A 26,002-nucleotide genomic window follows, 5' to 3' on the forward strand; every position below is an offset into this window, starting at 1 on the left:
ATGTGCGGAATTGTCGCCTATGTTGGTCCACGGCAAGCATATCCAATATTAATAAAGGGATTGTTCCGGCTTGAATACAGAGGATATGACAGCGCCGGTATTGCCATACTGAATAAAGAAATTCAGCTTTATAAAAACAAAGGTAAGGTTTCTGACCTTGAAACTATTGTAAAAGAAAAAAACCTGGAAGGAACTATCGGAATAGCACATACTCGCTGGGCTACTCATGGTGAGCCCAATAATGTTAATGCTCATCCTCATTTTTCTAACTCCGGCAAAATAGCAATCATTCACAATGGTATTATAGAAAATTATGCTTCATTACGTGAAGAATTATTAAGCCGTGGTTACATTTTCCACAGCAATACCGACACGGAAGTTCTGGTTCATTTAATTGATGATATTCGTACCAATGAAAAAGCCACTCTGGTTGAAGCAGTTCAAATGGCATTAAATCAGGTAATAGGAGCTTATGCTCTGGTTATAATATCTCAGGAAGAACCCGACATGCTTATTGCAGCAAAAAAAGGAAGTCCGCTGGTAATCGGAATAGGAAAAGATGAAACTTTTATTGCATCTGATGCAACGCCCATTGTTGAATATACAAAAAAAGTAGTTTTTCTCAATGACGAAGAAATTGCCATCATATGTCGTAATCAGGATTTAAAAATCAAAACAATAAAAAATATTGATAAAACACCATATATTCAACAGCTTGAGATGAACCTCAGCGCCATCGAAAAAGGAGGCTTTGAACATTTCATGCTTAAGGAAATTTACGAACAACCTCGTTCCGTAAAAGACTGTTTCCGGGGAAGATTAAATGTAAAAAGCGGTGTGGTTTCTTTGGGAGGAATTATTGATTATATTGAAAAAATTACAAAAGCCAACCGGATTATTATTGTTGCTTGTGGAACTTCATGGCATGCAGGGCTTGTTGGCGAGTATCTTTTTGAAGATTTAGCACGAGTACCCGTTGAGGTTGAATACGCATCAGAATTTAGATACAGAAACCCTGTTATCTATGAAAATGACGTAGTTATTGCTATTTCACAATCAGGCGAAACTGCAGACACCCTTGCTGCAATTGAACTTGCAAAATCCAAAGGAGCAACTATTATTGGCATTTGCAATGTCGTTGGTTCTTCCATCCCGAGGGCTACTCATGCAGGCTCTTATACACATGCCGGGCCGGAAATTGGTGTCGCCTCTACAAAAGCATTTACTGCACAAGTAACTATACTCACATTAATGGCGCTAATGATAGCTGACAGAAAGGGGAGTATCTCAAAATCGCGTTTTTATCAGATTATTAACCAACTGGAACAGATACCTGAAAAAATTGAAAAAACACTAAAAGTTAATGAGGATATCGTCAGCTTGTCTAAAATATTTAAAGATGCCAGAAATTTTCTTTATTTGGGCAGAGGGTATAATTTCCCAGTTGCCTTGGAAGGGGCATTAAAACTTAAAGAAATATCCTATATTCATGCTGAAGGATACCCTGCCGCCGAAATGAAACATGGCCCTATCGCTTTAATTGATGAAAAAATGCCTGTTGTTGTAATTGCAACACAACAGAGTGTTTATGAAAAAATAATCTCTAATATTGAAGAAGTCAAGGCCAGAAAAGGAATAATTATTGCAATTGTTACCGAAGGCGACAAAACGGTTCAAAAAATAGCTGACTATATTATTGAAGTCCCGGAAACTGATGAAATTTTAGTTCCGTTACTGGCTACTATACCCTTACAGTTACTTTCATACCACATTGCCGTGATGCGTGGATGTAATATTGACCAGCCCAGAAACCTTGCAAAATCTGTTACGGTAGAATAATATTGTATTTATGAAAATCAGAGAAGTTTTAGATTATTTTGAGCGGGTTATACCGCTTGAATTTCAGGAAAGTTACGATAACAGCGGCTTACAAACGGGCAATCCGGAAAAAGAACTTCGATGTGCACTTCTTACACTTGATGTTACTGAGAAAACAATTGAGGAAGCTCACAAAAAAAAATGCAACCTGATAATTTCACACCATCCATTAATTTTTCACGGGCTTAAAAAAATTTCAGGGGCTACTCCTATTGAAAGAATCATTGAAAAAGCTATAAAATCGGACATAAGCATATATGCTGCACACACATGCCTGGATAATAATATCAATGGATTAAATTCATTTGTAGCTCAAAAAATGGGAATAAAAAACATTAAAATTCTTTCTCCTTCACAAAACACTCTGAAAAAGCTGGTTGTTTTTTGTCCCATTGATTATGCTGAAAAACTACGCAAAACTCTTTTTGAAGCCGGAGCAGGACACATTGGCAATTACGATTCATGCAGTTTTAATGTTGCCGGAACTGGGAGTTTTAGGGCTGGCGAAGGAGCAAACCCTTTTGTCGGGGAAACCAATATGCTCCACTTTGAAAACGAAATCCGCATCGAAACAATCTTTCCCGGAATTATCCAGCATCAACTTATTCAAGCTATGTTGAAAGCTCATCCCTATGAAGAAGTTGCGTATGATATTTACCCTCTTGACAATTTCTATTATTCTATTGGTTCAGGCATCATTGGAGAACTTGAAAAAGAGCACAACACAGAAGAATTTCTCTTATTTCTTAAAGATTTTTTTAAAACAAATTGTTTAAAACACAACAAGACGAAAATTTCAAAAATTAAAACAATTGCATTTTGCGGAGGTAGCGGAAGTTTTCTTATTAATAAAGCTATTGAACAAAAAGCAGATATTTTTATTACCGCAGACCTTAAATACCATGATTTTCAGACAGACGAAATACTTCTTGCAGATTCAGGGCATTATGAAACCGAAATATTTGCACTTGAATTGATTACTTCACTGATTATTAAAAAATTTCCTACTTTTGCATTTTTATTTTCAGAAAACATCTCAAATCCCGTATCTTACATTTAATAATATAAAACAGTATGGCAAAAACAATATCAAAATCAAAGCAGGTTCAGCCAAAAACAAAAAAAACAGTTTTGAGGACTGTAATAAAAAAGAGTCCTGCAAAGCCATCTCAAAAAACAAACAAACCCAAAACTGCTCAGCCCCTTAAAACAAAACAAGTTAAAACAGTAAAATCAAAAACTTTGACCGCAAAAAAAGAAAATAAAAAAGTTGTTAATCCTCCGAAATCAAAAAACCTTGTCAAGAAACCATTAAAAGCTAATAAAGAAAAAAACTTTGTAAAAAAAACAATTATGTCCGCCAAGAAAGAAATAAAAAAAATCACTGCACAAAACTTTAAAAACATTGAAAAAACAAAAACTGTTTCAAAAAAAGAAATAAAAACTCCAGATAAACTCAAACAAAAAAAAGATATTGATATTAAAAAATCAATTAAACCTAACAAGGAAATACCAAAGGTAAAAACAAAAGCTGATGCTATCATTGAAACACCACCTGCAGTTCAGAAAGTTGCAAAAAAGGCTTTTTTGATGGACAAAGACGACCAGTCGATTGAGAAAAAATTGTACACTTTATATAGTCTGCAGGTTGTTGATACAGAGATAAACAAAATCAGAAGTGTCAGGGGGGAATTGCCCCTGGAAGTTCAAGACCTTGAAGACGAAATTGCAGGCTTAGAGACCCGTCTGGAAAATTTAAACACAGAACTTAAGGAGATTGACTCCGAAATAAAAGAAAAAAAGCTTGCGATTAAGCAACATTTAGAACAAATTAAAAAATACGAGTCGCAACATATGAATGTTCGCAATAACAGGGAATATGATTCTATTACTAAAGAAATTGAATTCCAGTCTCTTGAAATACAACTTTGCGAAAAAAGAATTAAGGAATATAACATTGCCCTTGACCTCAAAAAAGATGTAATTGAAAAAACCAAACAAACACTTAAGGAACGCAAGGAAGACCTTAAACAGAAAAAAATAGAATTGGAAGAAATTGTTTCAGAAACGGAAAAAGAGGAAAAAAAATTACTTACAAAACTTGAGCAGTGTCAAAAACTAATAGACGAACGTTTATTTACAGCCTACCAGCGCATCAAAAAAAATGCCCGAAACGGATTGGCTGTTGTTGTGGTTGAACGTGATGCCTGCGGTGGTTGCTTTAATAAAATTCCCCCTCAGCGGCAGCTTGACATCAAAATTTTAAAAAAAATTATTGTTTGCGAATATTGTGGCCGTATATTGATAGATAAACATATCGAAGAGTTAGTCAAATCTGATTAAATTTTTGGAACATTGCAATACAGGTAACAATAAAACATATCCATAATACTCCACACCAATCCTCTTGAATTTCTAACTTTCTTATCGGGAAGAGGAAAACGGGTTATTAATAATATTTTCAGTTTACCAGTTCTTCAAAATAACTGATGTATTTTTCTTTCCATGCATTAAACGAATACTTTTCTACTATTGTTTTTCGGCCGTTAAGTCCGATTTTTTTTCTCAAATCGGGAGATTCTATCAGTAGGGATAATTTTTCAATCCATTCCTCATCATTTGCCGCAAGAAATCCATTTACCCCGTCCTGAACAATTTCGGTATTAACACCTACTGGCGACAGGACCGCCGGAATACCCAACGCCATATACTGAAGGCCTTTAAATCCACATTTTCCACGCGACCATTCGTCATCAGGCAAGGGCATTATGCCAATATCAAATTCTTGTAAATCTCCGATTTCAGTGTCTTTATTCCATTTGCAAAATTCTAAAAGCAAGTTGTCAATATTTCCGGGGGCATCGGATATGAGTTTGAACTTAATTTTGTTATTGTATTTTTCTTTTATTTTTTTCAGTATGGGAACAGCCAGCTCAAAATGTTTTATAGTAGTTCTGGAACCTGTCCAGCCTATACATATTTTTTCTGATGGTATATATTCCTTCAGCGGAATGTTGTTCGTATCTAATGTGGTTGGTATAATCCGCACATTATGATTAAATTGCCGGGTATAATCTGCAAGGTAATTATTCCCAACAAACACCATGTTGGATATTTGAATTAACTCAGATGTTTTAGAAGGCCTTTTTAGCCATTTCAGGTCTTTATTTGCTTCCGAAACATCCATCAGCCAAATGGAATCGTCAAAGTCAAGTATTATTTGGGCACCCTTCCTTTTAAATTGCCTTTCAAAAAAAGTGCTGCCATACATAACCGCCTCGCGATAAATAAAAACGATATCAAAATCTTTAATACGCCTCAGGTCTTTAAATCGTATCAGAATGCTTTTTATAAGAATGAAAAATTTTCTAAGATAATTTCCATTACGATAAAAAAATTTATCGTCTTTTTCACTGAGTAAAAAAGAGATTTCGCAGGTAAAGCCTTTTTGAGACAAGTATCCGAGATATTGTTCAAAGCGAAAACGTTGTCCCGGTGAACGGTTTGGCCGATGTGCAACAATGAACAATACGCGTTTCAAAACAGATTATCTTTTTGACAAAGTTTTAAGGATAGAATCCATTATCTTTTTTCCGTCAATATTTGAAAGTTCGGGATCGCTGGCACGTTCAGGATGTGGCATCATGCCAAATACATTCCGGCGAAGGTTACAAATGCCTGCAATACTATCAACCGCTCCGTTAGGGTTTGATTCTTCTCCGATAATACCAGTTTCATTACAATATTTAAAAAGTATCTGGTCGTTATCGTAAAGTTCTTTAATGGTGTTTTTATCTGCATAATATCGCCCTTCAGCATGCGCCACAGGGATTTTCAGTATTTCTTTCGGGTCAAGGTGTTTCACCGGAGCGGCTTTTTTTGACATAGGTTTAATATAGACGTTCTTACAAATGAATTTCTGGTTGTCGTTATGCAGAAGAGTGCCGGGTAACAATCGTGCTTCACAGAGAATCTGAAACCCATTACAAATTCCCATCAGGTAACCACCTTTGTTGGCATATTCGATAACCTTTTCCATAATAGGTGAAAATCTCGCAATGGCTCCGGAACGAAGATAATCGCCATATGAAAAACCACCGGGAAGAAAAATGAAATCACAGTTTTGAAGGTTAGTATCTTTATGCCATAGAGCAACAACGTCCTGTTTCAATATTTTTTTCAGAACATATAGAAGGTCGTGGTCACAATTTGAACCGGGGAAAATTACAACGCCAAATTTCATATAAATATCTTTAAACGAACAAAGATATATTCTTTCATTAATTGCACCAAACTTGTTGAAAAAACTCTCACATATTAATCGTTAAATGCTTTAAGCCCGGTTTGCCTGATAATATCAAGTTCTCTGGCATTAAACACTTTGGCATTAAAAAGATTTAAGTATTCCTGGCTGACAGACTGATTAAAAATCATAAGGTCGTCCGTATTTATCGTAACACGGACGCCATAATCAAAAAGCTTGCGAATGGGATGCTCTTTAATGGATTTGACTCTGCATAGCACCACATTGCTTGTTGGGCAAACATTCAGAATTATATTATTATCGGCAAGCCATTTCATCACTTCCGGCGATGCTGCTGCGGAAATACCATGCTGAACCTGTTGTAATTCAAGCAACTCAACAGCTTTTTTAACAGAGTCGGCTGTTCCATATTCTCCGGCATGAGCAGTTAATTTTAATCCCATTTTTTTTGCTTTGCGGTATAACGGAATAAAATCTTTAATATCACCATAAGTTTCGTCACCATAAAGGTCTATGGATTTAAAATACCCTGTATTAAGCAGTATTTCTGCTTCATATAATAATAATTTCTTATGATGCCTGCGGTCCAGACCAAGCTGTGGAATGAAACATATCTCGGGGGCAATTTGCTGATGGTTTCTTTTAGTAATTTCTGTAATTTTTTTCCCCGAAAATCCATAAATTAATACGGCTCTTGAATCTATGCTCATTTGTAGAACGCAGATTCCATCGTTAACGGCCTGTGTAAATGAAGCTTTTTTTGTGTATCTAAAAAATTTTCTTCTGCTCAAAAACTTATTAAATGTTTCAGAAAGATATTTTTCAAAGTCAGAAAAACAAGGCATCTTTTCGGGAGGGGTAGAAATTTTTTTTCCGCACCATTCTTCAAATAATTCTAAACGGCTTCCCAATTCGGCATGGTTATGTAAATCACTTTTTGGGATTTTTGCCAATAAAGCAATATCTGCCTTTTCCAGTGCCGTTTCAAATTCTTTAATAAACATGTTCTAACAAAAATACAATAAAAAAACCACCCCCTAAGGGGTGGCTACGCAGAATTAATAATATTGTTGTGTTTTTCTTTTGTATTTGGCCGGAAACTATCCGAACAAGATTACCGCTGCAAGAAACATCAACATAAAAGCAGCGTAAATAACCCAAAATACATATTCTTTTGTTGTGTTCATGACGGTTAAGTTTTAAGTGGTTTTCATTGTGTTTTTTGTTGATATAAAATTAATCCAGGAATTCATGTTTATTTTACACAAATCAGTTTCCGGTAGGTTTGCATAAGTTAAAGGGATAAAAATAAAATAAACGGCCTCCCCTAATAACTATTTATCTTAATGCCGGCGTATAGTTGTTTTTGTGGCATATAAATTTACAAAATGTAGACAAACGCCTTAAACACAAAATGAGATGTTCGTAAATAAAATAAAAAAACAGTATCATTTTGACTATAGGCACACTTTTAATTTAAAATGCAATAATTTTGCAAAAAACAAAAAAGATGAAAAAAGCCGTAAGAGTACGCTTTGCTCCCAGTCCTACAGGACCTTTACACATTGGGGGTGTTCGAACAGCATTATATAACTATCTGTTTGCCAAAAAACACGGCGGAGATATGATACTTCGGATAGAAGACACCGACCAACAACGCTTAGTTCCCGGGGCGGAAGAATATATTATTGAATCCTTGCAATGGTGTGGAATAAAGCATAATGAAGGTGTTGGAGTTGGCGGGCAGCATAGCCCCTACCGTCAATCAGAAAGACGTGAAATTTATAAACAATATGCATTAAATCTAATTGAAAAAGGTTTTGCCTATTATGCATTTGATACTGCTCAGGAACTTGAAACACTTAGAAAAAGTTATGAGCTTGAAAAAAAGAAATTTCAATATGACCAGAAAAACCGCTTACAATTAAAAAATTCATTAACTATTTCTGAAGCTGACATAAAAGAATTATTTGAGCGCAATACTCCTTTTGTAGTACGAATAAAAATTCCTGAAAATGAAAAAATTATCATAAGAGACCTCATTAGAGGAGAAGTGGCTTTTGATTCTTCCTTACTGGATGATAAGGTTATTTTTAAATCGGATGGCTTGCCCACTTATCATCTGGCAAACGTAGTTGATGATTTTTTGATGGAAATTTCTCATGTGATACGCGGAGAAGAATGGCTCCCCTCAACCCCGCTTCATGTCTTGTTATACAGATATCTTGGCTGGGAGCAAGATATGCCGCTGTTTGCACATTTGCCTTTAATTTTAAAGCCCGATGGCAACGGCAAACTTAGTAAAAGGGACGGCGATAAAATGGGGTTTCCGGTATTTCCGCTACAATGGACAGATCCCGTAACCAGTGAAGTTTCTTCCGGTTACCGTGAATCCGGTTATACACCGGAAGCTTTTATCAATATGCTTGCTTTACTCGGATGGAACCCGGGCACAGAAAAAGAAATTTTTTCTATTGAAGAACTGATAGAAGTTTTTTCATTAGAACGTGTTGGAAAATCGGGTTCAAAGTTCAGCCCCGAAAAAGCAAAATGGTTTAATCACCAATATATGCAAATGAAATCCGATGAAGAATTTGCCGGGTTGTTGAAACTTGTGTTGTTGGAAAAAAACATTGAAAAACCGGAGAGTTATATTAAAAAGGTTTGTTCTCTTGTTAAAGAAAGAATTGTTTTTCCTCAGGAACTCTGGGAACAATCTTATTATTTTTTTATTGCTCCAACAGATTATGATGCCAAATCGGTAAAAGACCGATGGAAAAAGGATTCGGCTGATATCATGAAAGAGCTATGTGATGTTGTTGCGGCTATTGAAATCTTTCATGCCGAAAATCTTAAAAAAACCATAATGGAGCATATTACCCAAAAACAATATAATCTGGGGCAGGTTTTGAATGCATTGCGTTTGCTTTTAGTTGGCGCATCTATGGGCCCGGATTTGTTTGTTATCATGGAGTTAATAGGAAAAGAAGACGCCATTTCAAGAATTGTAAAGGGTGTGTTGCAATTAAGCACACAATAAAATGATTGTCCCTGAGAACTGGCTTAACCGTACCGAACTCCTTATTGGGAAAACAAATCTCCGGAAACTGAAAAATTCACATGTGCTGGTAATCGGCCTGGGAGGTGTTGGTTCGGCTGCTGCAGAAATGCTTTGTCGTGCAGGCATTGGCAAAATGACTTTGGCTGACGGGGATCTCATTCAGCCCTCAAATCGTAACCGTCATCTGACGGCTTTGCAAAGCACCGAAGGGATAAAAAAAACTGTAGCCTTGGCTTCACGCCTGAAAGATATCAACCCTGAAATCAAGCTTATTCTGGTTGAAAAACATCTCAAAGAAGATGCCATGACAGAGCTTCTTGAACATCCTTATGATTATATTGTAGACGCTATTGATTCCCTTTCAGCTAAAGTTTATATGTTGTTACATGCTGTCAGGCTTGGGCATAGGGTAGTAAGTTCAATGGGTGCGGGGGCAAAATTTGACCCCACTAAAGTGTTTGTAGCTGATATTTCGGAAACAAACACCTGTACATTTGCATTTGATATTCGGAAACGCCTCCGGCGTCTGGGTGTTAACAATGGTTTTAAAACTGTATTTTCAACAGAACCTCCAAACAAAGATGCCGTGATTTTTTCAAATACAAGTCAAAACAAAAAATCTGTAGCAGGAACCATTTCTTATATACCGGTTGTTTTTGGGTGTTATTGCGCCTGGGTTGTTATACAAGATATTATTTGTTATAACAATAGAGGGGAGTAATACCGATACGGTATCTGTAATAGTCCAATAAATTATACTATAACAGTTACTTTATCGGCATTCTACAATAAAAAAAATGGGTTAAACTATATCAAGTAATGGTATAATTTTTACTTGTTTTATTGAAAATACAGCTACAAAAAACACAATGGGGAATAATCCTTGCGGTTTATTCCCCATTCATTTTTTCGGCCGTCGTAACTGCCGCAAAACGTCAAACTACGGTTATTACGTTTGTCCCTTGCGGAACCGGTTGCTTTTGTCAATCATGCCATTTTGATGCCGGCTGAACATCCTCACCAACTAAGGTGGCTTCACTTGTTTACGTCCCATACGGAATACAAACCAGAAACTCGTCTGCTCAATTCCCGCAATCAACATGACAGTATGTAAAAGAACTTACTTTTTCAAGCCAACGTTTTTATCCCTCATCTGATGAAACAAATATAGCAAATTATCAACCCGAAGTCAAGTTATTTTATTCATAGTTATTAACTTAATATAAACATTTTTTATAAACAATTGTTAATAAGCCGCAAAAGTCCTGTTTATAGGGACTTTCCTTCTAACTGCTTAAAGCGAAAAATAAATATCGGGCGCCTCTAAAAACTTCAAATTTCTTCGTTCGCCTTCGTTTTTCAAATCCTGATGTACGTTCAGCATACTGAGGTTTTCAGAACTTCAACTGCCTCGAACTTTTTTGTTTTAAGACGCCCAATCAAGGTTATTAGAGATGCTCTAAAAATAGAAATTATATACGAATTGAAACATTTTTTTTGGTTGCTTTACCGCTTGCCACAATATTTCATGGGAAGACGATTAAAAAATTACAATTAAAAAACTATATTTGCTCAATAAACTTCTAAACTGTTAAATTATCATGCCCGACATAGTAATAAAAATAGAAAACCTCAGCAAACAATACCGTCTCGGGCAGATTGGCACAGGAACTTTGCGTGATGATTTAAATCGTTTTTGGGCAAAAATCAGAGGGAAGGAAGACCCAACCCTTAAAATCGGGCAGGCAAATATCTTAAAAAATAAAAACTCTGATAACAAAGAACTTCTCTCTGAATATATCTGGGCACTAAAAGACATTAATTTTGAAGTTGAGAAAGGCAATGTGCTTGGTATCATAGGCAAAAATGGTGCGGGGAAATCAACCTTATTAAAAATTTTATCAAAAGTTACCTCTCCAACCACAGGTAGTGTCCGGGTAAAAGGGCGCATTGCCAGCCTGCTCGAAGTCGGTACCGGTTTTCACCCTGAATTATCCGGACGTGAAAACATCTTCCTTAATGGCGCTATACTTGGGATGACCAAAGCTGAAATACGCGCTAAACTTGACGAAATAGTTGATTTTGCAGGCGTAGCAAAATATATTGACACTCCGGTAAAGAGATACAGCAGCGGCATGTATGTGCGTCTGGCTTTTGCTGTGGCAGCACATCTCGAACCGGAGATTCTTGTGGTGGACGAAGTGCTGGCAGTAGGAGATGCTGAATTTCAGAAAAAAGCATTGGGAAAAATGCAGAATATTTCAAAAGGGCAGGGAAGAACCGTTTTATTTGTCAGTCATAATATGACTGCCATTGAGACCCTTTGTCAAAAAGTTATAGTGTTAAAAAATGGAAACATTAATTTTTCAGGTAAAGCAGAAGAGGGAATTTTTAAATATCTTGAAAACGATGGATCCGGCAAAAATTATTTAATAAAAGATGGTATAAGTTATTTACACAACGACCTGAGAATTTTTGACGTGCAAATCAATGGAAGCAACTCTAATATGGTTTATATTGACGAGAACTCTGATAGCATTGATTTTAACTTGACAGGCAATTTAAGTGTAAAAAAACGCATGGCGCTTGAAATCAGAATTTTTGATTTCAGAGAAAACCTGCTGGCATTTTTTTCTCCCGGGCATTTATACGGCGAACTAAAAACCTATGAAGCCGGAAGATTTGAAATAATTGAGAAAATCAAAATGCCCGCGAATATTTCAAAAGGAGAGTATTTTATCAGTTTTTTAGTTTCTCATCCGAATGTCGAATCTTATGTTGTATCACACAAGCATGTAAAATTGATTTCAAGGGGAGTAAAAACAACCACCGGTTTTGAACTGGAATATAAAAACAGGGGATTTATTATTTTGGAAAGAAAAAGCTAAAATACAATTATTGACATAAAACTTTATAATAAGTTATGAAAAATGCACTTATATCTGGTATTACAGGTCAGGACGGAAGTTACCTGGCTGAGTTGTTATTAGAGAAAAATTATATTGTGCATGGTATTATCAGGCGTTCAAGTTCTTTCAATACTTTCAGAATTGACCATTTGTATAACAATCCCGAAATATTAAACAAACGTTTATTTTTATACTACGGGGATATGAACGATTCTTCAAATCTTAACCGTATTATTGAAAAAACACAACCCGACGAGATATATAATCTGGCAGCACAAAGCCATGTCCAGGTTTCTTTTGAAATGCCTGAATATACAGCAGAAGCTGACGGAATTGGGGCTCTCAGGTTTTTAGACGCCATTAAAGATGTTGGGATAAAAACCAAATTTTATCAGGCATCAACATCTGAGCTTTATGGTCTGGCGCAATCGGTACCGCAGAACGAAAAAACACCTTTTTATCCGCGAAGCCCTTACGCCGTAGCTAAGCTTTATGCATACTGGATTGTGGTTAATTATCGGGAAGCTTATAATCTATTTGCATGCAATGGTATTCTTTTCAATCATGAAAGTGAAAGGAGAGGAAAAACATTTGTATCAAGAAAAATCAGTGTTGCCGTTGCCAATATCATGACGGGAAAGGATGAAATCCTGCTGTTGGGAAATCTTGACTCCCGGCGTGACTGGGGTTATGCCCCGGAATACATCGAAGGTATGTGGAGGATATTGCAGCATGAAAAACCCGAAGACTTTGTGCTGGCAACCAACGAAACGCATACCGTCCGTGAATTTGTGGAAGAGGCCTTTAAAGTGCTGGGCGAAGAAATAGAGTGGGCAGGAAGCGGTGTTGATGAAAAAGGGTATTTAAAATCAAACGGAAAGATGGTGGTGGGTATAAACCCCAGGTATTTCAGGCCAACAGAAGTAGATCTTTTGATAGGCGATTATTCAAAAGCCAAAAAACTTTTAGGATGGAAACCAAAGACTAAGTTCAAAGACCTGGTGAGGATTATGGTAAGGGCTGATTTTGAAAAAGCAAAAAAAAGATTATAGTATGGAAAAAAGCAGCAAAATATATATTGCAGGGCATAACGGGCTGGTGGGCTCGGCTATTGCTCAAAACCTGAAGCAAAAGGGATATAATAATATCATCGGAAAAGATATACGGGAGCTTGATCTGCGTGATTCTGATGCTGTAAACGCTTACTTTCAGAAAGAAAATCCGGAATATGTTTTTCTGGCCGCAGCCAAAGTCGGAGGAATTATGGCAAATAATACATATCGTGCTGAGTTCATCTTTGATAATTTAATGATACAGAACAATGTGATACACAACTCCTACCTGCACGGAGTAAAAAAATTACTGTTTCTGGGCAGTACATGTATTTATCCCGGGCAATGTCCTCAGCCCATGAAGGAAGAATATTTACTTACCGGTGAACTTGAATATACCAACGAACCTTATGCTATAGCAAAAATTGGCGGAATAAAAATGTGCGAAAGCTATAACATACAATATGGAACAAATTTTTTAAGCGTAATGCCCACGAATTTGTACGGGCCCAATGATAATTTTGACCTTGAAAAAAGTCATGTTCTGCCCGCTATGTTACGCAAGATATATCTGGCAAAATGCATGGAAGCGGATAATTTTGATGAAATAAGAAAGGATCTTGTCTTAGAACCCATAGAAAATGTAGATGGCAATTCAGCAATAGAAGAAATTATTTTTATATTGGAGAAATATGGAATAAAAAAAAATAATAATGTTATAAGCGTTGAAATATGGGGTAGCGGTGAACCTCTGCGCGAATTTTTGTGGAGTGAAGAAATGGCAGACGCCTGTGTATTTATCATGGAAAAGGTTAATTTCTCTGATGTGGCAGGCAGCAGCGGCGAGATACGGAATACCCACATTAACATTGGTACCGGCAGGGAAATTTCCATTAAAAACCTGGCATATCTGGTAAAAGAAACCATAGGTTTTACCGGCGAATTATTTTTTAATAAAGAAAAACCTGACGGCACCGTGCGGAAACTTACCGATACAAAAAAACTCAATGCCTTGGGCTGGAAACACAAAATAGAAATTGAGCAGGGTGTTATCATGATGTACGACTGGTACAGGGGAAGACATTTAATAAAACAGGCCGATCACTGATATGGAAACGATAAAAATTGACTTTGTGGATTTCTATCCCAATTTTGTAAAAAACAATAATGAACTCTATAATGCATTATCTAAAAAATTTAATCTGCAGATAAGTTCTTCTCCTGATTATATTATTTATTCATGTTACGGAAACGAGCATTTAAAGTATGATTGTATAAAAATATTTTTTACAGGAGAGAACCTGGTGCCCGATTTTAATTTTTGCGACTATGCTATTGGATTTCATTTTATTGATTTTGAAGACAGGTATCTGCGATTACCTTTGGCTGTGATAAGAAAGCCTTATGCAAGTCTTCCCGATAAAAAGATTGATAAAGAAAAAGCCTTAAACCGCAAGTTCTGTAATTTTGTGTATTCAAATCAGGGAAATTTCAATTCCATAAGAAACAGATTCTTTCATGAGCTTTTAAAATACAAACATATAGACTCCGGGGGCCGTGTGTTAAATAATATTGGCGCCCCTGTGAAGGACAAACTGGCATTTATTGCCGATTATAAATTTACCATTGCCATAGAAAACTCAAGCGTGAACGGGTATGTTACCGAAAAAATTATTGACCCCATGTCGGTTAATTCAGTACCGATTTACTGGGGGAGTAAAAGTATTGATGCGGACTTTAATACCGCTTCATTTATTGTTATAAAAGACGATAGCGATAAGGCAATACAGGAAGCTATAGAAAAAATAATTTTTCTGGATACCCACGATGATGAATACATAAAACTTTTATCGCAACCATGGCTAAAACCCGGACAATATGTAAACTATGAAGAAGTTTTATGTGATTTTTTCGGGCACATTATTGAACAACCTCACAAAGATGCATACAGAAGGGCACTTAACGGGTTTAATATGAGGCATGTTGGAAGAATGATTAAGTTATATGAGAGTGTTAAGAACAGGACGATAGATAATGAAATCAGTTTCAGGGAAATAATGAAATTATTATTAAGAAAGGTAAAAGGAAAATGCCCTTATAAATAGAGAGTTTTGAAACCATGTTAAAAATTGTTTTATAGATATTGTTGTATTGTTGTTGGAACCTTTATGTCATAAAAACAGAAACGTGGTTTATAATAGTTATAAAAACCCAGACTTTTTGTCTTAAATGTAATAAAAAAAACATATAGTTAAATGAAGTTTATTTTTGACCTGGATGGCACTATAACTGCACAGGAAACATTACCTGTCATAGCCAAGAAATTTCATTTGGAGAAAGAAATTTTAAATCTCACCAATGAAACTATAAAAGGTAATATTCCTTTTGTTGAAAGTTTTATACGGAGGGTACATGTATTGGGCAAATTGTCGGTTTCTGAAATTTCAGATTTACTTTCACGCGTTAGATTGCATAAAAAGGTTTTGAAATTCATTAATGAAAATAAAGATAATTGTGTAATAGCAACTGGCAATCTGGATTGCTGGATAGATAAACTTTCATCAAAAATTGATTGTGTCTGTTATAATTCTGTTGCAAAAGTTGAGAAAAACAAAGTAGTTTCAATTGAATACATATTAAACAAGGACGAAGTGGTTAAAAAATATAAAGAATTGGGAGAAAAAGTAGTTTATATTGGAGACGGAAATAATGATATGGAAGCCATGCGTATTTCCGATATCTCTATTGCTGCTGGATTAATTCATTATCCTGCCAATAGTATTTTAACCGTTGCAGATTATTTAATTTTTAATGAGGAGGCCTTATGTCGTCAGTTAAATCAGTTGTTATAAGTTGTGCCGGTATAGGCTCACGTCTGGGTCTTGGACAAACAAAAGCGTTGATCACTCTTAACGGAAGATCTCTAATCAGGTGGCAGCTGGAGTTACTTAAAGATTTTGAAGATATTAGAATTGTTGTCGGATATCAGGCAAATGACGTGATCAAAGAAGTTTTAAAATTCCGGAAAGACGTAATATTTGTATATAATCATGATTATTTTAATACTAAAACAGGGGCGAGTTTTTATTTGGGAGCTAAAGACGCCAACGATTTCGTAATTGAATGGGACGGTGATCTTCTGGTTCATCCCGACGATGTTTCAAAAATTATGGACACCCAAGATGAGTTTATTGGATATTCAGACATTGTATCAGACGAAGCCGTATTTGTTAAAACCAATAATAAAGGAGATGTTTTATCTTTCTCCAGAGAGCATGGAGATTACGAATGGACAGGCCCTGCATGTATAAGAAAATCAAAACTTCAATTCACCCGGGGCAATGTTTTTGAACAGCTTGAGCCCTATTTGCCAATGAAAGGCCTGATGGTACGAGCTTATGATATTGATACTTACGATGATTATAAACGAATTATAACCATCATAAAAACATGGTAAGTAAACTGTATTAAATTAATTTTTTAAAATAATGAAAAATAAAAACTCCCTTGATTTCTTTTATAATATGGCAAAAGATAATCCTGATGAAAAAGCAGTGAAAATTACAAAACAAAGTGATTTTACCAAACTTGATTCAGCGTTCATTCTGTCTTTTGCAGATAAAAAAACAACTATACTTGATTTGGCTAGTGGTTCGGGACTTATTATTAATAAGATATATGACAGGGTTGCAAAAATTGTAGCTGTCGAATATTTTGAACAGTTTTCAAAATATATTATTAAGGCTAGTAATGTTATTGTTGTTAATGAAGATATTTCAAAATATACAACCAAAGACAAGTTTGATTTGATTACATTATTTGGTGTTGTACAATATTTTGACGAAGAAGAAACATTTAATCTCTATAAAAAATATATCAATAATCTTAAACATAATGGGAAAATTATAGTCAAAAACCAATTTGGGGTTAAAGAAGACGTAATCATAAGCGGATATTCAAATGAGCTAAAAAAAGATTATTTTTCCCATTATAGAACACTGCAAAAGGAATCGGATATGCTAAAAAAAGCCGGATTTAATCATCTAAATATTGTTGACATATATCCGCCAGAATGCAGCAGATGGGATAATACACATTTTTATGCACTGGTCGCAGAAAGGTAAATTTTTTTTGTTTTAAGGCAAATCGAGATTTATAGGATTTAATTTTGTGAATTTGAAAAACGCATAATGAAAGAAAAAAATAAAAAGGTAAATATCCTTATAAAAGGAACATTTGGTTCTGGTGCAAGCGCTGTTCACGATCTCTTAAAAGAATATGATAATATTGCAATAGTTCCTTACGAATTTAATGATTTTTGTTATCCCCAAATGGTTGGTGATTGCATAGAGGATGACAGTTTGCTGAATATTCCCACACAGGAATATACCCACGAAATAATCAGAAGGTACGGACCAAGAGGTTGGGTTATTGCTGATGGTAAAATAAAATATGCCTTAAAAAAAAGATTGCTCCACGCAAAAGCAAACGGATCTTTTATTATGCACTTAATGCCTCAAAATATAGTAGATAAAATTAACAGTTTACAAACGGATTATAATCATAGACAAAATATAGAAAACTTGGTAAAAAGAAATTATCTTATTGATAAATTATTATGCGATATTTTAAAAAACAACATCACAAGATCAGAAAAAATCGAGTTTTCAAATAATTGGATACAAAATATTGGGAAAATATATGCGATTAATAAAAAACAGATTTTTGTTCTTTTTGATCAGCCAATAGTTCTAGGCCGGCATCAGGATATCTGGCCAGAAGTGTTCAGTCCTTTCAAACTGATAATTGTATATCGGGACCCCAGAGATCAGATTGCAGACTTGGTTAAAAGTAATCAAATTTTTATGAAACATATTACCGACGACAATAATATTAATGCTGCAATTCAATCAAACATAAATTATATAAATGAGATGATTCATGGTGCGGAAAAAATAATTGAAAAGATTGATAGTGAAAACGTAATTATGCTGAGCTTTGAACGATTTATAAAAGAAAACGAATTAATGACAAAAAAAATAATTTCTTTTTTAGGTATTAACGAGCAGAATCACATAAGAAAAGGGCTTTTTTTACAACCGGCAAGATCTATTAAAAATATAGGATATTATGAAAAATATTTAACTAGGGACCAACAAAAACTAACGGACCCCTTATTAGTTTGGTATGAAAACAAAGAAAAAAACAACCCATTTTATAATTAAACTATCATATCATACAAATTATGTGTAAATATTAAAATGAAAAAGTTAATGCATGCTTTTTAATTCCTTAGACTTTGCCGTATTTTTTCCTATAGTTTTTATAGTCTATTGGTTTGTTGTAAACCGTAAATTACAGCTTCAGAATTTATTTATAGTACTTGCAAGTTTTGTATTTTATGGTTGGTGGGACTGGCGTTTTCTGGCGCTGCTGTTTTCGAGTTGTGTGGTTAATTATGTTGCCGGCCGGCTGCTTTCAGCCCGGAACGAGAAACCGGTGCGAAGACTGCTGTTATGGACAGCGGTCGTTTATAACATCGGGCTGCTCGTGGTATTTAAATACCTGAACTTTTTTATCGGCAGTTTTGTTTCTGCATTTACATTTTTTGGTCTTAACATAACCGGAGGTTCCCTGAACATTATTTTGCCGGTGGGTATTAGTTTTTTCACTTTTCAGGCGCTGGGCTATGTTTTAGATGTGTACCGCAGGAATGTGGAGATGGAACGAAATTTTATCAGTTTTTCTGCTTATGTCAGTTTTTTTCCGCTCATACTGGCAGGTCCCATCGAACGGGCAACACACCTGCTTCCACAGTTCAGCCAAAAGCGGACTTTTGATTATTCAAAGGCAACCGACGGGCTGAGGCAAATATTATGGGGACTGTTCAAAAAAATCGTCATTGCAGATAATTGTGCAGAATATGCCAATTTAATTTTTAATAATTCTGTCGATTACGGAGGCAGTACACTGGTTTTTGGCGCCCTTTTATATACCGTACAGATTTATGCCGATTTCTCAGGATATTCTGATATTGCTATCGGGGTATCAAGATTGCTGGGATTTGATGTTCTGAGAAACTTCAACTTTCCCTATTTTTCTGTCAGCGTTGCCGATTTCTGGAGGCGATGGCATATTGCTCTGTCTTTCTGGCTCAGAGATTATCTCTATAATCCGCTTTCGGTAAAAATCAGAAGATGGGGGATGAAAGGTATTGTTTTTTCTTTTTTTATTACATTTCTGTTATGTGGGTTATGGCACGGAGCGAATTATACATTTATCGTATGGGGAGTATTACATGGACTTGCACTGGCATGGGACGTAATTTCTTTTAAATACAGAAAAAAAATTAAAAAAAATCTGAAAAAACTCAACTTGTATAATTTTTTAAGTTGGCTTATTACATTTACATTTATTGTATTTACCTGGATTATTTTCCGTGCTGATACTATCCGGGAAGCAGCTGACTTTATTAAAAATATGTTTTCGGGATTGTTAATTAAATCGTCTTATATTGAGACGTTAAATCTTTTGCGTTGGGAGATTGGATTAATAATTCCGGTTTTTACATTGCTGTTTTTTTTATTGGAGTGGCTCGGAAGGAAACAGCAGTACGCCATTGAAAACCTGGGAATGAAATGGAAAAGATTTTTTAGATGGGCAATATATTATGTAATGGTTTTTGCAATTCTTTATTTTAGCGGAAAAGAACAACAATTCATTTATTTTCAGTTTTAGAAAATGAAAAACTTTATCATCAGATTTATCCTGTTTGTGTTGCCGCTGTTATTGCTGTTTGTCATGATGGAGGCCTTGTTGAGGATGACACCCAACGATTACCTGCTGAAAAAAAATTATCTGGATGCTTATCCTGAACAAATTCAGACGTTGGTATTTGGCAGTTCACATGCATTCAGGGGAATAAACCCTCAGTATTTTTCAGACAAAACCTTTAATGCAGGCTATCCCTCCCAGTCACTGAAATATGATTATAAAATTTTTGAAAGATATAAGCAACAGTTGACAGCCCTCAAAACGGTTGTCATCCCGATATCCTATTTTAGTTTTGTTTATGACCTGGAACACAGTTTAGAAGCTTGGCGTACCAAGAATTATGTAATTTATTACGGATTTCAGAATACGGCTTCTTGCAAATATTATTCTGAGCTTTTAAGCAATAGTTTTAAAATCAATATAACAAGGCTGACATCTTATTACATCGGTGGGAAATCAAACATATCTTCAGACAGCGCTGGATATGGCCGCCTTGATGTTACAAAAAATACCGACCTGGAAAGAACAGGTAAAGAAGCAGCGGAAAGACACACGGTAAAAGATCAGGCCTTCGTAAAAGATAATTGTTTTTATGTACAATCTATCATTGAGGATTGTCAGCAGCGAGGCGTACAGGTGATTTTATTGACGCTACCGGCATGGAAAACCTACAGGGCGCTGTTAGATCCACAGCAACTCAAAGCAATGGAAAACAATGCTGAAAAAATGTCAGCGACTTACAAAAATTGCATTTATCTAAATCTTTTAGATGATCCTGATTTTATAAAAGAAGATTTTCACAGCGCCGATCATCTGAATGATGTTGGTGCAAAAAAATTATCTCTGAAACTTAACGAAATTATTAATCAGCATAATGAACAACGATAAAATTTATGTAACACGGCCTTTTCTTCCTCCTCTGGAAGAATTCAATGAGTACCTGAAAGAAATCTGGGCGAGCGGCCAGCTGACCAATAACGGGCCATTTCACCAGCAGCTCGAAAATGAGTTATGCGCCTACCTGGGCGTAAAATATATTTCCCTTTTTGCCAACGGCACACTGGCATTGATAACAGCACTGCAGGCGCTGGATATCAAAGGCGAAGTGATCACCACGCCGTATAGCTTTGTGGCAACGGCACACGCCCTGGTTTGGAACGGTATTATGCCTGTTTTTACTGATATTGACCCGGTTTATGGAAATTTAGACACAAAAAAAATTGAAGAAGCAATAACTGAAAAAACCAGTGCTATTCTACCTGTGCATGTTTATGGGCATCCCTGCAATCATTCTGAAATCGAAAGGATAGCAAAAAAACACGGACTGAAACTGATATATGATGCCGCCCATGCTTTTGGGGTGAGGCAAAACGGCAGCAGCATTCTGAACTATGGCGACCTGTCTGTTTTGAGTTTTCATGCCACCAAGGTTTTTACTACTTTAGAGGGAGGCGCTATTGTTTGCCATACCCCCGAAATGAAACAACATATCGACAACCTGAAAAATTTCGGATTCCGCAACTATGAAGTCATATCGTTGGGGATAAATGCCAAAATGAACGAAGTACAAGCGGCCATGGGATTACTGCAGCTTAAATATGTTGAGGCTTCCATCGAAAAAAGAAAATCCCTGAGCTCATGTTATTTCGAACACCTGAGCAATATAAATGGCTTGCGCCTGTTAACACCTTTAGATGATGTGCGATATAATTATTCGTATTTCCCTGTTTTTATTGACGAAGAAAAATATGGAAAAAGCAGGGATGCTCTTTTTGAGGAATTAATAAAGCACAATATTTATGGAAGACGGTATTTTTATCCTCTGATAAGCCATTGCCCCCCATATAAAGAGCTTGAGTCAGCACAACAAGGGATAATGCCCGTGGCTGAAAAAATAGCAGAACAAGTGATATGTTTACCCATTTTCCAAGACCTTGATACGGAAAAGGTAAAGTTTATCTGTGAAATAATTAATGGTTTCCATACAGAAGGATAATGGGAACGAATATTAAAAAAAATAATTGATAACAGGCGAGAAGTATCGAAATATTTATAAAAACCATTTTACCTTCTTAGAAACGCATAAATAAAAATGACACAGATATTGTTACTGATAAAAAGAATCATCAACAAAATCAAACGAAACTGGAAACATATTGCGTTTAATTTCAGAAGTGCTTATTTGTATCTTATACATAAAAAGGGCACAGTTCAGGATAATGAAAACAGAACCTATACAACAATCATTATTGGCAAACAGGAGTGGATGGCCGAAAACCTTTGTGTGAGCCATTTCAGCAACGGCGATTTAATAAAATTCATTGACAATGATGATGACTGGCAGCTTGCTGGCCAACAAGGTGTACCCGCATGGAGTTTTTATAAAGACGACCCTGCTTCAGAAAAAAAATTCGGGAAACTTTATAACTGGCATGCGGTTAATGATAGGCGCGACCTGGCACCTGAAGGCTGGCAAATACCTTCCGATGATGAATGGATTGTCATGATATCTTTTCTGGGCGGAGAAGAAATTGCCGGTAAAAAACTGAAAAGCCGTATAGGATGGAAAAACCAGGGGGATGGCTCAAACATCAGTGGATTTAACGCTTTACCAGGCGGATACAGGGACCCTGAAGGATGGTTTGGCAATGGGGGGTTTGGGCGCTGGTGGTCATCTTCAGAAGCATCCCACGAAAAAGCATGGCGTTACCGATTGGGTTTTAATACTGACAATATCAACCGTTTTGATGGCCCCAAGGGATATGGATTTTCCATACGCTGTATAAAAAAATCGTTGTAAATTAACCCTATTAAAAAGTATTTCAAAAAGACATATTGAATTGATTGAAAAAGGCTTGCTGTAAAAAAATTGCTTATTTTTGCGGTAATTCAGGAATAATTATGCAAAAAAATGAAAAATTTAATACTTATCGGCGCCCGGGGTTATGGACGGGTCATTTATAATCTGGCAATATCTTGCAAAGGATATAATACCGAATATATAATCAAAGGTTTTTTGGATGATAAACGGGATGCACTGGATGGATTTGCCGGTTATCCCCCGGTCATTGCTTCTGTTGAGGATTACCAGATACAGCAGGATGATGTTTTTGTTTGTGCGCTGGGCGATGTTGCGGAAAAAAAGAAATACTCCGAAATAATCCTGAATAAAGGCGGGGAGTTTATCAGCCTGATTCATCCCACGGCAAATGTAAGTTCTAATTCAGTCTATGGAAAAGGGTGTTTGATTAGTTTTAATGCATTTATTTCTGCAGATGTTACTATAGGCGACTTTGTTACCGTTCAGCCATTTACCATGGTAGGCCATAATTCTGTGGTCGGGAACTGGTGTCATCTCGACACCCATATGTTCCTTGGGGGTTATGTTCAATTGGGGAATGAAGTTACCATTCATACGGGCGCCATTGTGCATCCACACAAAAAAGTTGGATACGGAGCTACTGTGGGTGCTGGCGCTGTAGTACTCAGAAATGTTAAAGAAAACACTACTGTTTTTGGAAATCCGGCTATGAGATTAAAAACAGAATAAATTAAAATTATTTTAAAAATGGAAATTAATGAATTTGTAAAGAATTTTGCAGAGCAGTTTGACGACACTGATATGTCTGTATTTAAAGCCGACACTGCTTTCCGAAGTATTGAAGAGTGGTCTTCTTTAATTGCATTAAATATCATTTCCATGGTGGATGATGAATATAATATTCAGATTAAAGCCGATGACATTCGGAGTTCTAGCACCATTGAAGACCTTTTCAATATTGTAAAAGCAAAAATGCAGTAATAATTATGTAAAAATATGCATTGTTTCCTCATTACCTTGTTGGTGAAATAAAACTAAGAATAAAAAACCACTCAGACACTTAGAACACGCAGAAACACTAAGTTTATGATACGTTCTTTGAGCGTTTTAGCGGTAAAAAAAACCACGAAGTCACACGAAATGCAATTACGAAGGGACACGAAGGGAAAAAATAAACATCAAAAAAATATAATTAGTGTTAACTTTTGTGCGCCTTTGTGTAACTCCCTGCCTGCCGTTCGGAAGTTCAGGCAGGCTTTGCGCGCCTTTGCGGTAAAAAATAAAACTACTAAGCCGCACACAGTTTATTCACAAAAAATATAAAGAACAAATATAATATGGCTTTTACAAAAACAAAAAATGTTAAAATAGCAGGCCTTGCAGCTTGTGTTCCGGCAAATACTGTCGAAAATTCAAAATATCCATTATTTAATGGTGAAGAATACTCAAAATTTGTGGCCTCAGTTGGAATAGAAAGGCGAAGAATAGCAAAACCCGGAGTATGTACTTCAGACTTGTGTTTTAATGCCGCTGAACAAATAATAAAAGAGCTGGGTTGGAATAAAAACGAAATTGAAATTCTTGTTTTTGTTTCACACACTGCAGATTATAAATTGCCTGCCACTTCCTGCATTTTGCAGGAACGCTTGGGACTTTCAAATGATTGTATGACTTTGGATATATCTCTCGGATGCTCGGGATACCCTCACGGTTTGCAAGTAATTACTTCCATAATGTCAGGCGGGGGCATAAAAAAGGGCTTGTTACTGGCAGGAAATACTCAATCTCATTATGCTTCTTTTGAAGATAAAAGTGCTTATCCGCTTTTTGCTGACGGGGGTACAGCCACAGCTCTCGAATATGATGAAAATGCTGAAACAATGTTTTTCAATTTTGGCACCGATGGCAGTGGTTACAAAGCTATTATTTTACCCGACGGCGGATGTAGAAACCCGGTTAACCCTGAATCATTTATTATGGAAGATTTCGGCAACGGAATAAAACGCTCACGCATACATGAGGGGCTCGATGGAATGGAAGTTTTTTCTTTTGGTATAAACAGAGCCCCGCAATCGGTGAGAACACTGCTCGAAAAATATTTGATTGACATAGAATCCATTGACTTTTTTTTGCTTCATCAAGCGAATCTGTTTATGGTGGAAAAAATCAGAAAAAAACTCAAAATTCCAGAAGAAAAAGTGCCTTACAATATCAAAGATTTTGGAAATACCAGTTGCGCAACTATTCCGTTGCTGATGGTGACCAATCTGAAAGAACAGATTCAAAATAATAAACTTAAGTTGCTTTTATGTGGATTTGGAGTTGGATTATCCTGGGGGACTACGGTTTTAACCACGGAAAAATGCAAAGTCTCTGATTTGGTGGAAATTTAGGATTTTGGCGAAGGGCAAAGGGCGAAGGGCGGAGGGCAAAGGGCGAAGGGCATAGGGCGAAGGGCGTAGGGCTAAGAGCGAAGTGCAGAGGGCTAAGTGAGAGGAGCGAAGAGGGCAGAGAGTTAATAGTGGTTTATATTGAAATAACAATAAAATGATGGATTCTTTAAAAAATTTCAGATTTGAGAGTTTAACGATCTGGCAGGATAGTATTATTATTGCTGACAAGATGTTTGACATCGCCGAGAAATTGACCAATGAAAGATTATTTAGATTTACTGAGCAATTACGAGGTGCTGCTCTTAGTATTTCAAATAATATCGCAGAAGGTAGCGGTTCGTTTTCCAATAAGGATTTTGCTAATTATCTGGTCATTGCAAGAAAGTCTATATTTGAATGCGCTAATATGCTGATAATATTTGAAAGAAGGAACCTTATCGATCACAAAACCCGGAGCGAGTTGTTTTCGGCTTTGCTGATATTAAGTTCCCAGATAACTAATTTCAGAAAAACACTTTTAAAAAAAACAAATAAGTGAGACCAACATTCTCTGTGGTTGAAAAATATTTTCATTATACTAAAATAATATTTAAACTTGTGAGAAAGTTTTCATTATGAAGAAAACAATAATTCAAACAACATATATGGAAAAACCATTACTGTATATATAGGTCAAGCTATTAACTTGTTATGCTATTAAGAGTATTAACATCTGGTGGTCAGATTGAGTATTCTAAGTTAAAAACAAATTTTTTTTAAAGTTTTTTTTTAACAAATTTAAACCCCAATTACACAGCCATTCTGACAAAAGGTTCATCACGTTTAACAACAGCAAAAACTCTATAAACCA

At 35.9% G+C, this 26,002-nt stretch carries 24 protein-coding genes; 21 read left to right on the top strand and 3 right to left on the bottom strand.

What is annotated here, in order from left to right; all coding sequences use genetic code 11:
- The 3 genes from glmS (at nt 1) to M0R16_06895 (ending at nt 4,221) form a co-directional block, all read left to right on the top strand.
- Nucleotides 1-1,839 (top strand): glutamine--fructose-6-phosphate transaminase (isomerizing), encoded by a 1,839-nt coding sequence (gene glmS / locus M0R16_06885; protein MCK9612611.1) that lies wholly within the window; start codon nt 1-3, stop codon nt 1,837-1,839.
- 10 nt (nt 1,840-1,849) lie between these two features.
- Nucleotides 1,850-2,938 carry a Nif3-like dinuclear metal center hexameric protein gene (locus M0R16_06890; GenBank protein MCK9612612.1) on the top strand — a complete coding sequence of 363 codons (1,089 nt, stop codon included), beginning with the start codon at nt 1,850-1,852 and terminating at the stop codon, nt 2,936-2,938.
- Nucleotides 2,939-3,468: 530 nt separating this feature from the next.
- On the top strand, nt 3,469-4,221 hold the full coding sequence (locus tag M0R16_06895) for a C4-type zinc ribbon domain-containing protein (protein MCK9612613.1): 753 nt from the start codon (nt 3,469-3,471) through the stop codon (nt 4,219-4,221).
- Between the two features lie 118 nt (nt 4,222-4,339).
- On the opposite strand, the gene M0R16_06900 is transcribed toward M0R16_06895, so the two are convergent.
- The 3 genes from M0R16_06900 to M0R16_06910 all read right to left on the bottom strand — a co-directional run bounded on the left by M0R16_06900 (nt 4,340) and on the right by M0R16_06910 (nt 7,146).
- Nucleotides 4,340-5,419 carry a glycosyltransferase family 4 protein gene (locus M0R16_06900; protein ID MCK9612614.1) on the bottom strand — a complete coding sequence of 360 codons (1,080 nt, stop codon included), beginning with the start codon at nt 5,417-5,419 and terminating at the stop codon, nt 4,340-4,342.
- 6 nt (nt 5,420-5,425) lie between these two features.
- Nucleotides 5,426-6,121 carry a phosphoribosylformylglycinamidine synthase subunit PurQ gene (gene purQ, locus M0R16_06905; protein MCK9612615.1) on the bottom strand — a complete coding sequence of 232 codons (696 nt, stop codon included), beginning with the start codon at nt 6,119-6,121 and terminating at the stop codon, nt 5,426-5,428.
- Nucleotides 6,122-6,195: 74 nt separating this feature from the next.
- On the bottom strand, nt 6,196-7,146 hold the full coding sequence (locus M0R16_06910) for a hypothetical protein (protein ID MCK9612616.1): 951 nt from the start codon (nt 7,144-7,146) through the stop codon (nt 6,196-6,198).
- Between the two features lie 506 nt (nt 7,147-7,652).
- Here M0R16_06910 and gltX point away from each other — a divergent pair.
- The 18 genes from gltX (at nt 7,653) to M0R16_07000 (ending at nt 25,690) form a co-directional block, all read left to right on the top strand.
- Entirely contained in the window at nt 7,653-9,182 is a 1,530-nt protein-coding gene (gene gltX / locus M0R16_06915; protein ID MCK9612617.1) for a glutamate--tRNA ligase, read from the top strand.
- A 1-nt stretch (nt 9,183) separates the two neighbouring features.
- Nucleotides 9,184-9,924, top strand: coding sequence for a tRNA threonylcarbamoyladenosine dehydratase (locus M0R16_06920; GenBank protein MCK9612618.1), 741 nt, complete (start codon nt 9,184-9,186; stop codon nt 9,922-9,924).
- Between the two features lie 880 nt (nt 9,925-10,804).
- Nucleotides 10,805-12,091, top strand: coding sequence for an ABC transporter ATP-binding protein (locus M0R16_06925; GenBank protein MCK9612619.1), 1,287 nt, complete (start codon nt 10,805-10,807; stop codon nt 12,089-12,091).
- A 35-nt stretch (nt 12,092-12,126) separates the two neighbouring features.
- Nucleotides 12,127-13,164 (top strand): GDP-mannose 4,6-dehydratase, encoded by a 1,038-nt coding sequence (gmd, locus tag M0R16_06930; protein ID MCK9612620.1) that lies wholly within the window; start codon nt 12,127-12,129, stop codon nt 13,162-13,164.
- A 1-nt stretch (nt 13,165) separates the two neighbouring features.
- A complete protein-coding gene (locus M0R16_06935) occupies nt 13,166-14,272 on the top strand; it encodes a GDP-L-fucose synthase (protein ID MCK9612621.1) in 1,107 nt (368 codons plus the stop codon).
- 1 nt (nt 14,273) lies between these two features.
- Nucleotides 14,274-15,269: a glycosyltransferase family 10 gene (locus M0R16_06940; protein ID MCK9612622.1), complete on the top strand. Its 996-nt coding sequence runs from the start codon at nt 14,274-14,276 to the stop codon at nt 15,267-15,269.
- 150 nt (nt 15,270-15,419) lie between these two features.
- A complete protein-coding gene (locus M0R16_06945; GenBank protein ID MCK9612623.1) occupies nt 15,420-16,016 on the top strand; it encodes an HAD-IB family phosphatase in 597 nt (198 codons plus the stop codon).
- On the top strand, nt 15,989-16,621 hold the full coding sequence (locus tag M0R16_06950; protein ID MCK9612624.1) for an NTP transferase domain-containing protein: 633 nt from the start codon (nt 15,989-15,991) through the stop codon (nt 16,619-16,621). The genes M0R16_06945 and M0R16_06950 overlap by 28 nt, the downstream gene beginning before the upstream one ends.
- Before the next feature lie 31 nt (nt 16,622-16,652).
- Nucleotides 16,653-17,288: a class I SAM-dependent methyltransferase gene (locus M0R16_06955; protein ID MCK9612625.1), complete on the top strand. Its 636-nt coding sequence runs from the start codon at nt 16,653-16,655 to the stop codon at nt 17,286-17,288.
- A 66-nt stretch (nt 17,289-17,354) separates the two neighbouring features.
- Complete coding sequence (locus M0R16_06960) at nt 17,355-18,389, top strand: sulfotransferase (GenBank protein MCK9612626.1); 1,035 nt, start codon at nt 17,355-17,357, stop codon at nt 18,387-18,389.
- A gap of 52 nt (nt 18,390-18,441) precedes the next feature.
- Nucleotides 18,442-19,902 (top strand): MBOAT family protein, encoded by a 1,461-nt coding sequence (locus M0R16_06965; protein MCK9612627.1) that lies wholly within the window; start codon nt 18,442-18,444, stop codon nt 19,900-19,902.
- A 3-nt stretch (nt 19,903-19,905) separates the two neighbouring features.
- Entirely contained in the window at nt 19,906-20,826 is a 921-nt protein-coding gene (locus M0R16_06970; GenBank protein MCK9612628.1) for a hypothetical protein, read from the top strand.
- Complete coding sequence (locus M0R16_06975; GenBank protein ID MCK9612629.1) at nt 20,813-21,934, top strand: DegT/DnrJ/EryC1/StrS family aminotransferase; 1,122 nt, start codon at nt 20,813-20,815, stop codon at nt 21,932-21,934. Before M0R16_06970 ends, M0R16_06975 begins: the two co-directional genes overlap by 14 nt.
- A gap of 96 nt (nt 21,935-22,030) precedes the next feature.
- Nucleotides 22,031-22,738 (top strand): fibrobacter succinogenes major paralogous domain-containing protein, encoded by a 708-nt coding sequence (locus tag M0R16_06980; GenBank protein ID MCK9612630.1) that lies wholly within the window; start codon nt 22,031-22,033, stop codon nt 22,736-22,738.
- 111 nt (nt 22,739-22,849) lie between these two features.
- Nucleotides 22,850-23,488: an acetyltransferase gene (locus M0R16_06985; protein ID MCK9612631.1), complete on the top strand. Its 639-nt coding sequence runs from the start codon at nt 22,850-22,852 to the stop codon at nt 23,486-23,488.
- 18 nt (nt 23,489-23,506) lie between these two features.
- Nucleotides 23,507-23,740 carry an acyl carrier protein gene (locus tag M0R16_06990; GenBank protein ID MCK9612632.1) on the top strand — a complete coding sequence of 78 codons (234 nt, stop codon included), beginning with the start codon at nt 23,507-23,509 and terminating at the stop codon, nt 23,738-23,740.
- 356 nt (nt 23,741-24,096) lie between these two features.
- On the top strand, nt 24,097-25,152 hold the full coding sequence (locus M0R16_06995; GenBank protein MCK9612633.1) for a ketoacyl-ACP synthase III: 1,056 nt from the start codon (nt 24,097-24,099) through the stop codon (nt 25,150-25,152).
- Nucleotides 25,153-25,306: 154 nt separating this feature from the next.
- Nucleotides 25,307-25,690 (top strand): four helix bundle protein, encoded by a 384-nt coding sequence (locus M0R16_07000; protein ID MCK9612634.1) that lies wholly within the window; start codon nt 25,307-25,309, stop codon nt 25,688-25,690.
- Nucleotides 25,691-26,002: the final 312 nt, after the last annotated feature.

The organism is Bacteroidales bacterium (assembly GCA_023228145.1).
Taxonomy (GTDB): domain Bacteria; phylum Bacteroidota; class Bacteroidia; order Bacteroidales; family CAIWKO01; genus CAIWKO01.